Raw genomic sequence first — 12,786 nt, forward strand, 5'->3', positions numbered from 1 at the left:
GTGCGCCGGACTCATGCGGACACCTCCGTGATGTGTCGGTCGGCCCAGGCCGTGGACCTGGCGGGGTCGAAGGGGCAGCCCCGGCCCGTGATGTGCTGCTCGTACTCGTCGCGGAAGTACTTGAGCGAGGAGAAGATCGGCGATGCGGCACCGTCGCCGAGCGCGCAGAACGACTTGCCGTTGATGTTGTCGGCGATGTCGTTCAGCTTGTCGAGGTCGCTCATGACGCCCTTGCCGGCCTCGATGTCGCGGAGCAACTGGACGAGCCAGTAGGTTCCTTCGCGGCACGGTGTGCACTTGCCGCACGACTCGTGGGCGTAGAACTCGGTCCACCGGGTCACGGCCCGCACCACACAGGTGGTCTCGTCGAAGCACTGGAGCGCCTTGGTGCCGAGCATCGACCCGGCCGCGCCCACACCCTCGTAGTCCAGCGGGACGTCGAGGTGCTCGTCGGTGAACATCGGGGTCGAGGAGCCGCCCGGCGTCCAGAACTTGAGCCGGTGGCCCGGCCGCATGCCGCCGCTCATGTCGAGCAGCTGGCGCAGCGTGATGCCGAGCGGGGCCTCGTACTGGCCGGGGCTCGCGACATGGCCGCTGAGGGAGTACAGCGTGAAGCCCGGGGACTTCTCGCTGCCCATCGACCTGAACCAGTCCTTGCCCTTGTTCAGGATGGCGGGAACGGACGCGATGGACTCGACGTTGTTCACCACAGTGGGGCACGCGTACAGACCGGCGACCGCGGGGAAGGGGGGCCTGAGCCGGGGCTGGCCGCGGCGGCCTTCCAGGGAGTCCAGCAGCGCGGTCTCCTCACCGCAGATGTACGCGCCGGCGCCCGCGTGCACGGTGACCTCGAGGTCGAGCCCGCTGCCCAGGATGTCCTTGCCGAGGAAGCCCGCTTCGTACGCCTCGCGGACGGCCTCGTGCAGCCGCCGCAGCACGGGGACGACTTCGCCGCGCAGGTAGATGAAGGCGTGGTTGGACCGGATCGCGTAGCAGGCGATCACGATGCCTTCGATCAGGGAGTGCGGGTTGGCGAAGAGGAGCGGGATGTCCTTGCAGGTGCCCGGCTCCGACTCGTCGGCGTTGACCACGAGGTAGTGGGGCTTTCCGTCGCCCTGCGGGATGAACTGCCACTTCATCCCGGTGGGGAAGCCGGCGCCGCCGCGGCCGCGCAGGCCCGAGTCCTTGACGTAGGCGATGAGGTCGTCGGGCGACATCTCCAGCGCCTTGCGCAGGCCCTCGTAGCCCTCATGGCTGCGGTAGGTCGCGAGGGTCCAGGACTCCGGCTCGTCCCAGAAGGCGGAGAGCACCGGGGCCAGCAGCTTCTCCGGGCTGGCCTCGCCGCCGGTCTCGGGCCGGGAGCTGCCCCCGTATTCGGTGGACACGGTCATCACTCCCCCTCCTCGCTGACAGGTCCGGCCGGGTGCTCCGGGTCGGACGCCGATGTCTGCTGCGGCGCATCATGAGAGCTGAGGTGCTCGGCGCCCGGCTGCGGCCGCTCCTGGGGCGCCTCGCCGCGCGGGTGGACCACGCGCGTGGCCGGGGCGGCCTCGCCCTTGGCCAGGCGGAGCCCGATCAGGGACGCGGGTCCGGCGCCACCGCCCGCCTCGACCGCGCCGGGACGCTCGTCGGGGAAGCCGGCCAGGATGCGGGCGGTCTCCTTGTAGGTGCACAGGGGCGCGCCGCGGGTGGGGGTGACCTCGCGGCCCGCCCGCAGGTCGTCGACGAGCTGCTTCGCCGACTGCGGCGTCTGGTTGTCGAAGAACTCCCAGTTGACCATCACGACGGGCGCGAAGTCGCAGGCGGCGTTGCACTCGATGTGCTCGAGGGTGACCTTGCCGTCCTCGGTCGTCTCGTTGTTGCCGACGCCGAGGTGCTCCTTGAGCTCCTCGAAGATCGCGTCGCCGCCCATCACCGCGCACAGGGTGTTGGTGCAGACGCCCACCTGGTAGTCGCCCGACGGCTTGCGCCGGTACATGGTGTAGAAGGTGGCGACCGCGGTGACCTCCGCGGTGGTGAGCCCGAGCATGTCCGCGCAGAACCGCATGCCCGTACGGGTCACATGGCCCTCCTCCGACTGCACGAGGTGCAGCAGCGGGAGCAGCGCGGAGCGCGAGTCCGGGTAGCGGGCGATGACCTCTTTCGCGTCCGCCTCGAGCCGGGCGCGCACATCGGCCGGGTAGTCGGGCGCGGGCAGTTGCGGCATGCCCAGCGATACGTCCGTCATCGGTCGACGCCTCCCATCACGGGGTCGATGGACGCGACGGCGACGATGACGTCGGCGACCTGGCCGCCTTCGCACATGGCCGCCATGGCCTGCAGGTTGGTGAAGGAGGGGTCGCGGAAGTGGACCCGGAAGGGACGGGTGCCGCCGTCGGAGACGACATGGACGCCGAGTTCGCCCTTGGGCGACTCGACGGCGGCGTACGCCTGCCCGGCCGGTACGCGGAAGCCTTCGGTCACCAGCTTGAAGTGGTGGATCAGGGCCTCCATGGAGGTGCCCATGATGTTCTTGATGTGGTCGAGGGAGTTGCCGAGTCCGTCAGGGCCCAGGGCGAGCTGCGCGGGCCAGGCGATCTTCTTGTCGGCGACCATGACCGGCCCCGGCTCGAGGCGGTCCAGGCACTGCTCGACGATCCGCAGCGACTGGCGCATCTCCTCGAGGCGGATGAGGAAGCGGCCGTAGGCGTCGCAGGTGTCGGCGGTCGGCACGTCGAAGTCGTACGTCTCGTAGCCGCAGTACGGGTCGGTCTTGCGCAGGTCGTGGGCGAGACCCGCGGAGCGCAGGATCGGTCCGGTGGCGCCGAGCGCCATGCAGCCCGTGAGATCGAGGTACCCGATGTCCTGCATACGGGCCTTGAAGATCGGGTTGCCGGTGGCGAGCTTGTCGTACTCCGGCAGGTTCCTCTTCATCGTCTTCACGAACTCGCGCATCTGGTCCACCGCGCCGGGCGGCAGGTCCTGGGCGAGCCCGCCGGGCCTGATGTACGCGTGGTTCATGCGCAGGCCGGTGATCAGCTCGTAGATGTCGAGGATCATTTCGCGGTCGCGGAAGCCGTAGATCATGATCGTCGTGGCGCCGAGCTCCATGCCGCCGGTGGCGATGCACACCAGGTGCGAGGAGAGCCGGTTGAGCTCCATCAGCAGCACGCGGATGATCGTCGCCCGGTCGGGGATCCGGTCCTCGATGCCGAGCAGCCGCTCCACACCGAGGCAGTACGCCGTCTCGTTGAAGAACGGCGTCAGGTAATCCATGCGCGTGACGAACGTGGTGCCCTGCGTCCACGTCCGGTACTCGAGGTTCTTCTCGATACCGGTGTGCAGGTAGCCGATGCCGCAGCGGGCCTCGGTCACCGTCTCGCCGTCGATCTCCAGGATCAGGCGCAGGACGCCGTGCGTGGAGGGGTGCTGCGGACCCATGTTGACCACGATGCGCTGGTCGTCGGCCTTGGCGGCGGACTGGACGATCTCGTCCCAGTCGCCGCCGGTGACCGTGTAGACGGTGCCTTCCGTGGTCTCGCGCGCCGAAGCGGCCGAGGCGGCTGCGTCGGATGCGGATGCGTGCGACGTGCTCATGAGTACGACCTCCGCTGGTCCGGAGCCGGGATCTGGGCGCCCTTGTACTCGACGGCGATGCCGCCGAGCGGATAGTCCTTGCGCTGCGGGAAGCCCTGCCAGTCGTCCGGCATCATGATCCGGGTGAGGGCGGGGTGGCCGTCGAAGACGAGCCCGAAGAAGTCGTACGTCTCGCGCTCGTGCCAGTCGTTGGTCGGGTAGACCGGGACCAGCGACGGGACGTGCGGGTCGCTGTCCGGCGCCGCGACCTCCAGCCGGATCAGCCGGCCGTGGGTGAGCGAACGCAGGTGGTAGACGGCGTGCAGTTCGCGGCCCTTGTCATGCAGGTAGTGCACCCCGCTCACGCCGGTGCACAGCTCGAAGCGCAGCGCCGGGTCGTCGCGCAGGGTCCTCGCCACCTGGACCAGGTGCTCGCGCGCGATGTGGAAGGTGAGTTCGCCGCGGTCGACGACCGTCTTCTCGATGGCGTTCTCCGGGAGGAGGCCCTGCTCCTCCAGAGCGCCTTCGAGTTCGTCGGCGACCTCGTCGAAGTACCCCCCGTAGGGGCGGGCGGCCGGTCCCGGGAGCCGTACGGAGCGTACGAGCCCACCGTAACCGGACGTATCCCCTCCGTTATTGGCCCCGAACATGCCGCGCTGGACGCGGATCTCCTCGCCGTGCTCACCGCGCTGCCCGGGAAGGTTCTGCCCGGAGAGCTCCTTCTCCGGGTTCGGCTGGTCCGTCACCGCAGCAGCCCCTTCATCTCGATCGTCGGGAGCGCCTTCAGGGCCGCTTCCTCCGCCTCGCGGGCCGCTTCCTCCGCGTTCACGCCGAGCTTGGAGCTCTGGATCTTCTGATGGAGCTTGAGGATCGCGTCCATCAGCATCTCCGGGCGCGGCGGGCAGCCGGGCAAATAGATGTCGACAGGGACAATGTGATCAACACCCTGCACAATCGCGTAATTGTTGAACATTCCGCCCGATGAGGCGCAAACACCCATGGAGATCACCCACTTGGGGCTGGGCATCTGGTCGTAGACCTGGCGCAGGACGGGCGCCATCTTCTGGCTCACCCGGCCGGCCACGATCATCAGGTCGGCCTGACGCGGCGAGCCGCGGAAGACCTCCATGCCGAACCGGGCCAGGTCGTACCGCCCGGCGCCCGTCGTCATCATCTCGATGGCACAGCACGCCAGGCCGAAGGTCGCCGGGAACACGGACGACTTGCGCACCCAGCCCGCGGCCTGTTCGACGGTGGTCAGCAGAAAGCCGCTCGGCAGCTTCTCTTCGAGTCCCATAGGAGTGCCCCTTCGCCCCTCAGTCCCATTCCAGGCCGCCGCGCCGCCACACGTACGCGTAGGCGACGAAGACGGTGAGCACGAAGAGCAGCATCTCCACGAGCCCGAAGATCCCCAGCGCGTCGAAGGTGACGGCCCAGGGATAGAGGAAGACGATCTCGATATCGAAAATGATGAAGAGCATCGCCGTCAGGTAGTACTTGATCGGAAAGCGGCCGCCACCGGCCGGCGTCGGCGTCGGCTCGATGCCGCACTCGTACGCTTCAAGCTTCGCCCGGTTGTACCGCTTTGGGCCGATAAGCGTGGCCATGACCACGGAGAAGATCGCAAACCCTGCCCCGAGGGCGCCGAGCACAAGGATGGGCGCGTAAGCATTCACCCTCCTCGCTCCTTCCAGTCGTCCTTGACCGTTGGACCGCACCGGGCCATCGCCTCGCCGCCTCGCGAAGATCGTGCACATGTGAGGCAGTTCACAAGCCCGACTGCTCCGCATCCTATGCCTGTCGGTCTGTGATCTGCGACACGGGGTCGGGCATCCCGTTTGTGATCTCCACCACCCGACGAACGATCATGAACGAGGGTGAGCGGTGATCTTCATACATGAAGCTCCCGAGTGATCACCAGACGTGACATCCGGTGCGGTTGTCGCTGGTCAAAGACGTGGCGCTCTATCAAGTGATGGCCCATGCAGGCAAATTGGCGATGGACCGCAATGGGTGATAGAGGACATCCGCTCACTCGACCGTGGGACGGAGTGGACGACGGTGGACGCGTGCACGCGTTCACGAGCCTCCACGGGGCCCGCACATTGACCGTTCTGTGACCTGCGCCACTCGCTCAAGACTTCAACAAAAGCAGGGCTTGGCCATCCGGGCAAGACGGTGATAGGCCGACGGCAATTCGGACCTTTTACAGAAAGCCCATGATCACAGCCGTGATCACGCATGCCCGGTTTGCCCGTTACGGCGTCAATAAAGGTCCGTGCGAGGCGGATTCAGAGGTTCCGTTCGTAACTGTGGCGCAACCCACGTTTCTTGAAGGGAACCGGCGGGCCCTGATAGCGGTTGTACTCATGTCCCACACCGCTCACATACCCAGCCACCGGAAGCCCCGCCGCGGAGCGTCGAAAGTCGCGATCCGGACCGGAGTTGCCGGTGGCTTCCTCAGCACCATCGCGGTGGCCGGAGCCGCCGGGCCGGCGAACGCCGAGCCGGTGACCCAGACCATCGAGATGCCCGTCCTCACCTCCGCCGACCTCTCCGCCGCGGTCGCGCGGTCGGCCGAGGCCACGCAGCAGGTCGCGCTCGACCTCGAACTGCAGGCGCTGGAGGACGCCGCCGCCGAGGAGGCGGCCAAGAAGGCCCAGAAGGCGAAGGCCGAGGCGGAGCGCGAGGCCGAGGCGAAGGCCAAGGCGGAGGCCAAGGCCCGCGCCGAGGCCGAGGCGAAGGCGCGCGCCTCCCGCAGCGCCGAGCGCACCACGCTGTCCGCCCCCGCGAGCGGCTCCGCCGCCACCGTCGTCGCCTTCCTCAAGGCGCAGCTCGGCGACGCGTACATCATGGGCGCCACCGGTCCCAACGCATGGGACTGCTCCAGCCTGGTCCAGGCCGCGTACCGCCAGGTCGGCATCGAGCTGCCGCGCGTCTCGCAGGACCAGTCGGTCGCCGGCACCCAGGTCGGCACCTCCGACCTCCAGGTCGGCGACATCCTCTACTGGGGCGGCGCGGGCTCGGCGTACCACACGGGTGTGTACATCGGGAACGGCCAGTACCTCGACGCCGCGAACCCGAGCAAGGGCGTCGTGATCCAGGACCTGTCCGGCTACCCCGCGAGCGGCGCGGTCCGCGTGCTCTGAGGGCTGTCGACGTCTTCGACGGGCCGCCGCTCCGGAACGGGAGCGGCGGCCTTCGTCGTACCCGGCCCCCGGCGGTTCGGGCCCGGCCGCCCGGCGCCGCTCGCAGCTCCCCGGCGACGTGGCCCCCGGTCAGCCCCGTGCCCCCCGCTGCCGCGACCCGGCGTCCTCCCCGCGCCCCTCACGCCGCGTGCGTGACGCGGAGCTTCGACTGGCCGTGCGGCAGGCGCTCCCAGTCGTCCATGAAACGGGCGGCCAGGCCGTGGCGCGCGGCCAGGCGTACCAGGGTCTCCGTCCGGTAGTAGAAGTCCTCGCCCAGCACCTGGTGCTCGCGCGTCTCGGTGCGGTCGTAGGTGAAGTCGAAGAAGCCGCCGGGCGCGAGGATCCGTCCGACATGCGCGAGACATTCGTCGATGATCTCCAGCGGCGAGTGCGAGAAGACGCTGTGCGCGTGCACGACCGTGAACGCGTCGTCGGGAAGGAAGTCCAGGGTCAGATCCTCGACGGGCGTCAGGTACGGCAGCTTGTGCTGGAGCCCGTAGCGGACGAGTGTCTTCTTGGCCTCGATGAGGATGTCGGGCGAGATGTCGATCCCGTAGTAGTGGCCGGGCTCCAGATGGTCGATGAACAGCCGGCCCGCCCGCAGGTTTCCGCAGCCGATCTCCAGCATCCGGTCCTGCGGCCGCAGCCCGTGCTCGCGCAGGTAGTCGAACTGCATCTGCCCGATGGCGAGCCAGCGGTCGTGCGAGGGCCCGCCGCCGACCGCCGCCTCCGGGCTCCTCGCGGTGTCGGACGCCATCACCGCCCGGTAGTACGCGACGTGGCCGCCGCGGTGGCGCAGCCGCAGCCACGCGTCCCGCCCGGCCCGGCGCAGATGGGGCACGACGCGGCGGGGGTGGCGCAGGGCGTACCGCACCTTGTGGCCGAGCCGTGAGCGGTTCACCGACAGACGGGATGCGGGTCCTTGCTGCATGACGGCCTCCGTGCCATCCGTGGGCTGCCCCTTTCCGGATGCTAACCAGCGGACGCGACGACCGGCATGGGCTCACTCGTTCGGAGCGCGCATTGGTCCGACTGCCGCGCGGGTCCGGGCGGCCGGCCGCACCCGGCGGCAGCCTGGCGCCATGCGGGAAACAGGCGTGATCAACGAGGCGCTGACCGGTGCCGCGGGCGCGGTGCTGCCACGACCGCGCGCCGGCACGGCCGCCGGGAACCCCCTGCCGTGGCTCGCGGGCGTCTCCGCCGCCTTCGCGCTCGTCCACCTGGCGCTGATCGCCCCGGGGCTCGGGCTCGGCTGGGACGAGTCGGTGTACGTCAGTCAGGTGAGCCCGCAGGCGCCGGCGGCGTTCTTCAGCGCGCCGCGCGCCCGGGGCATCACCTTCCTCGTCGCCCCCGTCACGGCGCTGACCACCTCCGTCATGGCGCTGCGCGTCTACATGGCCGTGCTGGCGGGCTGCGGCCTGTTCCTCGCGCTGTGGGTGTGGCGCCGGCTGCTGCCCGCTCCCGTCCTCGGCGTCGCGGGCGTGCTCTTCGCCGGGCTGTGGATCACGATGTTCTACGCCTCGCAGGCGATGCCCAACCTGTGGGTCGCCTACGGGGCGCTCGCCGCGGTCGGCTTCTTCCTGCGGGCCGCGCGGAGCCCGGGCGACCGGTGGGCGCCCGCCGGCATGGCGGCGGGGGTGGCGTTCGCCGCGCTGATGCGGCCCACGGACGCGGTGTGGCTCGCGCTGCCGCTCGCGGTCGCGGCCGTGGTGATGCGGGCCTGGCGGTGGCCGCTGCTGCTGGTCCTGCTCGCGGCGGGCTTGGTCGTCGGCTGCGCCGAGTGGATCGTCGAGGCGTACCTCTCGTACGGGGGCCTCACCGCCCGGCTGGACCGGGCCAGCGAGATCCAGGGCCGGCTGGGCTGGTACTTCTCCGTCGACGATCACGTACGCGCCCTCAACGGCCGAATGCTGTGCCGCCCGTGCGACGTGCCCTGGCGGCACCCCGTGACCGCCCTGTGGTTCTTCGTGCTGCCGCTGCTCGTGGCGGCCGGTGTACGGGCCGCCGTGCGCGGCCGCCGCCACCGCACTCCCCTGGTGGTGGCGACGGTCGTCGGTGCCGCGCTGGCCGTTCCCTACCTGTTCACCGTCGGCTACGCGGCACCGCGCTTCCTGCTGCCCGTGTACGCGCTGCTCGCCCTGCCCGTCGCGTACGGCCTCGTCCGGGCGTGCCGGCCCCGGCCGCGCGGGCGGTGGATCGCCGCCGGGATCGTCGCGGCGGTCGTGGCGGGGCATCTGGCGATCCAGTTCCGGGTGGCCGACAGCGCGGCGGACCGGGTGCGGCGCAGCACCGCCGATCTCGAGCGCGTCGTCGCCGAACTGCGTGCCCTGGGGGTGCGCCCGCCCTGCGTGGTCAGCGGCGCGGAGGCCATCCGCATCGCGTTCCGCGCCGGCTGTGCCTCCCGCCAGCCCTGGGGCCACGACGAGAGCATCACGCCGGAGGAACTCGCGGCCGCGACGCGCCGGCGGCCGGTCGCCGTCGTGGTCGCGGACGGGGAGAGCCCCCCGGCGTACGCCCGCGGGTGGCCCGCCCATCCGCTGCCCGACCTGGGCAGCCGGACGGGCCTGCGGGTGCATGTGTCGGGCGCGGGCCGTTGAGCTGTGCCTTCAGCGTCCCGCCAGACGCCACGCTCCGTACTGCGCCCCCGTCGCCCGGCGTTCGCCGGGATGTCGGTCCTGCCGACAGGTGACGAGGCGAAGCAGCCGACCGGGAGGCGTCGACCCGACTCACGCCCCGCGGAACTGCTCGATCACTCGCGCATAGCTGTCCTGACCGTGCCCGGCCGCGATCGTCTTCGCCATCAGCTCCCGGTGCAGCTCCGGCAGGCGCGTGTCGATCCCCCGGTCGCGGGACGCCTCCAGCAGGTGGTTCACCGCGGCCAGCTGGACGTCGACCGTGGCGTCGTCCCCGGGACAACGGCCGGCGTCGATCTGGGGTGCGTACGTGTCCATGAAGCCGCCGACCGTCGTCAGCCAGCGGATCGCCAGCGGCGTGAACGCCCGCGCCGGTACGCCGTCCGCGCCGACGAGCGCCGTGGCGTGCAGCCAGCCCGCGAACACGGACCACATGAGGCCGAGCAGGCCCGTGTCGTACAGCGAGGCGAGTCCGGCGTCCTCGCCGAGGCCGACGGGGTCGCCGAGCGCCGCCAGCGTCCCGCGGTGCTCGGCGAACGCTGCGGGCGAGCCACTGCAAAGGATCATGCTCGCCGGGTGACCGACGCCCGGCGGCGTGGTCATGATGCCGCCGTCCAGGTAGGCGAAGCCGTGCCGGGCGGCCCAGGCCGCATTCTCCCGGGCCTGCTCGGGCGAGCCCGAGGTCATGTTGACGAGGGTGTGCCCCACCAGCAACCCGGCTTCGGGGTCGAGCAGTTCGCGTACGGCCACGTGGTCGAGGACGCAGACCACGACGAGCTCGCTCGCCTCGATCGCCGCGGCGACCGAGTCCGCCCGCGCCGCACCCCGCCGCACCAGAGCGTCCGCCTTGGCCTGGGTGCGGTTCCAGACCGTCGTTCGGTGGCCGGCCGTGAGGAACGCCCCGGCGAGCGCCGAACCCATCTGGCCGAGGCCGATGACGGAGACCGCGGGCAGTCCGGCGGCAGGCGAGGTGATTTCGGATGACATAGAGAGGTACTCCGCATTCGTTCCGATGGGAGTTCCAGCCTCGCAACGGGCCTTCGCGCACGACAGTGGCAGGACTGACCCCCTCCGCAAAATTCCTGCCGTAGAGTCTCGGCATGAGCCCAGGAGTCGTCGCGATCGCCGTCGTCCCCGACACCCGCCTCGGCCTCTCCCTGTGGGAGATGTACGAAATCACCATCGCCTGCACGGTGTTCGGCGTCCCGCACCCCGACCTCTTCGACCCCTGGTACGAGCTCCGGCTCTGCGGCGACGACCCGGGACCGGCCGGCGGTGTCTTCGGGATCCGTACGACCCATGGGCTCGACGGCCTCGTCGGCGCGGACACCGTGATCGTGCCCTCCGTGCCCCAGTCATGCGTCGACGGCGACGAGCCGGTGCCCGAGCGCCTCGTCGAGGCCCTGCGCTCCGCCGCCGCGGCCGGGTCCCGCATGGTCTCGCTGTGCGTGGGGGCGTTCGCGCTGGCCGCCGCCGGACTGCTCGACGGCCGGCGCGCCACCGCGCACTGGCAGCACACCCGGGAACTCGCCGCCCGCCATCCCGAGGTGATCGTCGACGACTCGGTCCTCTACACCGACGAGGGCCGGATCCTGACCAGCGCGGGCGCGACCGCCGCCCTGGACCTGTGCCTGCATCTCGTGCGCCGGGACCTCGGAGCACGCGTCGCGGGGCAGCTCGCCCGCAGGCTCGTCGTGCCCGCCCATCGCTCCGGCGGGCAGGCGCAGTTCATCGAGCATCCGGTGCCCGAGACCGACGACGACAGTCTCGGGCCGGTCCTGGAGTGGGCCTCGGAGCATCTCGACCGGCCGCTGACCGTCGACGAACTGGCGCGTCGGGCCCGGATGAGCCCCCGCACCTTCCACCGCCGCCTCGTGGCGGCGACCGGCACCACGCCCCTGCGCTGGCTGCTCGCGCAGCGGCTCGCACGGGCGCAGACACTGCTGGAGACCACCGGACTGCCCGTCGAGCAGGTCGGCGAACGCAGCGGGCTGGGCAGCGCGGCCAATCTGCGCCACCACTTCACCCGTGCGCTCGGGGTCTCCCCCAGCGACTACCGCCGGGCGTTCACGCCTTCGGGGCCACCTTCGACAGGCCGTTGATGATGCGGTCCATCGCGTCGCCGCCCGTCGGGTCCGTCAGGTTCGCCAGCATCTTCAGCGTGAACTTCATCAACAGCGGGTGCGTCAGGCCGCGCTGGGTGGCGACCTTCATGACCTTCGGGTTGCCGATCAGCTTCACGAAGGCGCGGCCCAGGGTGTAGTAGCCGCCGTAGGTGTCCTTGAGGACCTTCGGGTAGCCGTGCAGGGCGAGTTCGCGCTGGGCCGGGGTCCGGCGGGCGTGGGCCTGGACGATGACGTCGGCCGCGATCTGGCCGGACTCCATCGCGTAGGCGATGCCCTCGCCGTTGAACGGGTTGACCAGGCCGCCCGCGTCGCCGACCAGCAGCAGCCCCTTCGTGTAGTGCGGCTGGCGGTTGAACGCCATGGGGAGGGCCGCGCCGCGGATCGGGCCCGTCATGTTCTCCTCGGTGTAGCCCCAGTCCTCCGGCATCGAGGCGCACCACGCCTTGAGCACCTCGCGCCAGTCCAGCTCCTTGAAGGACGCGGAGGTGTTGAGGACGCCCAGGCCCACGTTGGAGGTTCCGTCGCCCATGCCGAAGATCCAGCCGTAGCCGGGCAGCAGCCGGTCCTCGCCCGGGCCGCGCCGGTCCCACAGCTCCAGCCAGGACTCCAGGTAGTCGTCGTCGTGGCGCGGGGAGGTGAAGTACGTACGCACCGCGACGCCCATCGGGCGGTCCTCACGGCGGTGCAGGCCCATCGCGAGGGAGATGCGCGAGGAGTTGCCGTCGGCGGCGACGACGAGCGGCGCGTGGAAGGTGACCGGCGTCTTGTCCTCGCCCAGCTTGGCGTGCACGCCCGTGATGCGGCCGGTGCGGTCGTCGACGATCGGCGCACCCACGTTGCAGCGCTCGTACAGGCGCGCGCCCGCCTTCTGCGCCTGCCGCGCCAGCTGCTCGTCGAAGTCGTCGCGCTTGCGGACGAGGCCGTAGTCCGGGTACGAGGCGAGGTCCGGCCAGTCCAGCTGGAGGCGCACGCCGCCCCCGATGATCCGCAGGCCCTTGTTGCGCAGCCAGCCGGCCTCTTCCGAGATGTCGATGCCCATCGCGACGAGCTGCTTGGTCGCGCGGGGGGTGAGGCCGTCGCCGCAGACCTTCTCGCGCGGGAACGCGGTCTTCTCCAGGAGGAGGACGTCCAGTCCGGCCTTGGCCAGGTAGTACGCGGTCGTGGAGCCGGCCGGGCCTGCCCCGACGACGATCACATCGGCAGTGTGCTCGGTAAGGGCTTCGGTCACGGCGGATTCTCCCGAAGATTCGATGCGGTTCGATCGGTTCGGTTTCGACATTGCGT

Annotated in this window: 12 protein-coding genes; 3 read left to right on the forward strand and 9 right to left on the reverse strand. The window is 70.5% G+C overall.

Annotation, left to right across the window (positions count from 1 at the left end):
- Nucleotides 1-11: 11 nt before the first annotated feature.
- The 6 genes from nuoF to AB0K02_RS07835 are packed head-to-tail and all read right to left on the reverse strand — an operon-like array spanning nucleotide 12 to nucleotide 5,231.
- Entirely contained in the window at nucleotides 12-1,391 is a 1,380-nt protein-coding gene (gene nuoF, locus AB0K02_RS07810) for an NADH-quinone oxidoreductase subunit NuoF (RefSeq protein WP_365991437.1), read from the reverse strand.
- On the reverse strand, nucleotides 1,391-2,227 hold the full coding sequence (nuoE, locus tag AB0K02_RS07815; protein WP_365991438.1) for an NADH-quinone oxidoreductase subunit NuoE: 837 nt from the start codon (nucleotides 2,225-2,227) through the stop codon (nucleotides 1,391-1,393). Before nuoE ends, nuoF begins: the two co-directional genes overlap by 1 nt.
- Nucleotides 2,224-3,576, reverse strand: coding sequence for an NADH-quinone oxidoreductase subunit D (locus AB0K02_RS07820; protein WP_365991439.1), 1,353 nt, complete (start codon nucleotides 3,574-3,576; stop codon nucleotides 2,224-2,226). The genes nuoE and AB0K02_RS07820 overlap by 4 nt, the downstream gene beginning before the upstream one ends.
- Nucleotides 3,573-4,301 (reverse strand): NADH-quinone oxidoreductase subunit C, encoded by a 729-nt coding sequence (locus tag AB0K02_RS07825; protein WP_365991440.1) that lies wholly within the window; start codon nucleotides 4,299-4,301, stop codon nucleotides 3,573-3,575. The genes AB0K02_RS07820 and AB0K02_RS07825 overlap by 4 nt, the downstream gene beginning before the upstream one ends.
- Nucleotides 4,298-4,852 carry an NADH-quinone oxidoreductase subunit B family protein gene (locus tag AB0K02_RS07830; protein ID WP_177148523.1) on the reverse strand — a complete coding sequence of 185 codons (555 nt, stop codon included), beginning with the start codon at nucleotides 4,850-4,852 and terminating at the stop codon, nucleotides 4,298-4,300. The genes AB0K02_RS07825 and AB0K02_RS07830 overlap by 4 nt, the downstream gene beginning before the upstream one ends.
- 19 nt (nucleotides 4,853-4,871) lie before the next feature.
- Nucleotides 4,872-5,231 carry an NADH-quinone oxidoreductase subunit A gene (locus tag AB0K02_RS07835; protein ID WP_003974383.1) on the reverse strand — a complete coding sequence of 120 codons (360 nt, stop codon included), beginning with the start codon at nucleotides 5,229-5,231 and terminating at the stop codon, nucleotides 4,872-4,874.
- A 693-nt stretch (nucleotides 5,232-5,924) separates the two neighbouring features.
- Between AB0K02_RS07835 and AB0K02_RS07840 the strand changes: the two genes are divergently transcribed.
- Nucleotides 5,925-6,704: a C40 family peptidase gene (locus tag AB0K02_RS07840; protein WP_365991441.1), complete on the forward strand. Its 780-nt coding sequence runs from the start codon at nucleotides 5,925-5,927 to the stop codon at nucleotides 6,702-6,704.
- Nucleotides 6,705-6,882: 178 nt separating this feature from the next.
- On the opposite strand, the gene AB0K02_RS07845 is transcribed toward AB0K02_RS07840, so the two are convergent.
- The gene (locus AB0K02_RS07845) at nucleotides 6,883-7,674 is read right to left on the reverse strand and encodes a class I SAM-dependent methyltransferase (protein ID WP_365991442.1); all 792 of its coding nucleotides are present in this window, start codon (nucleotides 7,672-7,674) and stop codon (nucleotides 6,883-6,885) included.
- Between the two features lie 151 nt (nucleotides 7,675-7,825).
- On the opposite strand from AB0K02_RS07845, the gene AB0K02_RS07850 reads away from it, so the two are divergent.
- Entirely contained in the window at nucleotides 7,826-9,340 is a 1,515-nt protein-coding gene (locus AB0K02_RS07850) for a hypothetical protein (RefSeq protein ID WP_365991443.1), read from the forward strand.
- 129 nt (nucleotides 9,341-9,469) lie between these two features.
- Here the strand turns inward: AB0K02_RS07850 and AB0K02_RS07855 are convergent, their stop codons facing one another.
- Entirely contained in the window at nucleotides 9,470-10,363 is an 894-nt protein-coding gene (locus tag AB0K02_RS07855; protein WP_365991444.1) for an NAD(P)-binding domain-containing protein, read from the reverse strand.
- Between the two features lie 113 nt (nucleotides 10,364-10,476).
- Between AB0K02_RS07855 and AB0K02_RS07860 the strand changes: the two genes are divergently transcribed.
- Entirely contained in the window at nucleotides 10,477-11,478 is a 1,002-nt protein-coding gene (locus AB0K02_RS07860) for a helix-turn-helix domain-containing protein (RefSeq protein ID WP_365991445.1), read from the forward strand.
- On the opposite strand, the gene AB0K02_RS07865 is transcribed toward AB0K02_RS07860, so the two are convergent.
- Nucleotides 11,444-12,730, reverse strand: a complete 1,287-nt coding sequence (locus tag AB0K02_RS07865) for a geranylgeranyl reductase family protein (protein ID WP_365991446.1) — start codon at nucleotides 12,728-12,730, stop codon at nucleotides 11,444-11,446. The genes AB0K02_RS07860 and AB0K02_RS07865 overlap by 35 nt on opposite strands.
- Nucleotides 12,731-12,786: the final 56 nt, after the last annotated feature.

It is taken from the genome of Streptomyces sp. NPDC049597 (genome assembly GCF_040675505.1).
Classification (GTDB): Bacteria; Actinomycetota; Actinomycetes; order Streptomycetales; family Streptomycetaceae; genus Streptomyces.

Excerpts from the sequence above, each read along its gene's own strand:
- nuoF (WP_365991437.1), bottom strand. The coding sequence starts at position 1,391 with ATGACCGTGTCCACCGAATACGGGGGCAGCTCCCGGCCCGAGACCGGC.
- nuoE (WP_365991438.1), bottom strand. The coding sequence starts at position 2,227 with ATGACGGACGTATCGCTGGGCATGCCGCAACTGCCCGCGCCCGACTAC.
- AB0K02_RS07820 (WP_365991439.1), bottom strand. The coding sequence starts at position 3,576 with ATGAGCACGTCGCACGCATCCGCATCCGACGCAGCCGCCTCGGCCGCT.
- AB0K02_RS07830 (WP_177148523.1), bottom strand. The coding sequence starts at position 4,852 with ATGGGACTCGAAGAGAAGCTGCCGAGCGGCTTTCTGCTGACCACCGTC.
- AB0K02_RS07840 (WP_365991441.1), top strand. The coding sequence starts at position 5,925 with ATGTCCCACACCGCTCACATACCCAGCCACCGGAAGCCCCGCCGCGGA.
- AB0K02_RS07845 (WP_365991442.1), bottom strand. The coding sequence starts at position 7,674 with ATGCAGCAAGGACCCGCATCCCGTCTGTCGGTGAACCGCTCACGGCTC.
- AB0K02_RS07850 (WP_365991443.1), top strand. The coding sequence starts at position 7,826 with ATGCGGGAAACAGGCGTGATCAACGAGGCGCTGACCGGTGCCGCGGGC.
- AB0K02_RS07855 (WP_365991444.1), bottom strand. The coding sequence starts at position 10,363 with ATGTCATCCGAAATCACCTCGCCTGCCGCCGGACTGCCCGCGGTCTCC.
- AB0K02_RS07860 (WP_365991445.1), top strand. The coding sequence starts at position 10,477 with ATGAGCCCAGGAGTCGTCGCGATCGCCGTCGTCCCCGACACCCGCCTC.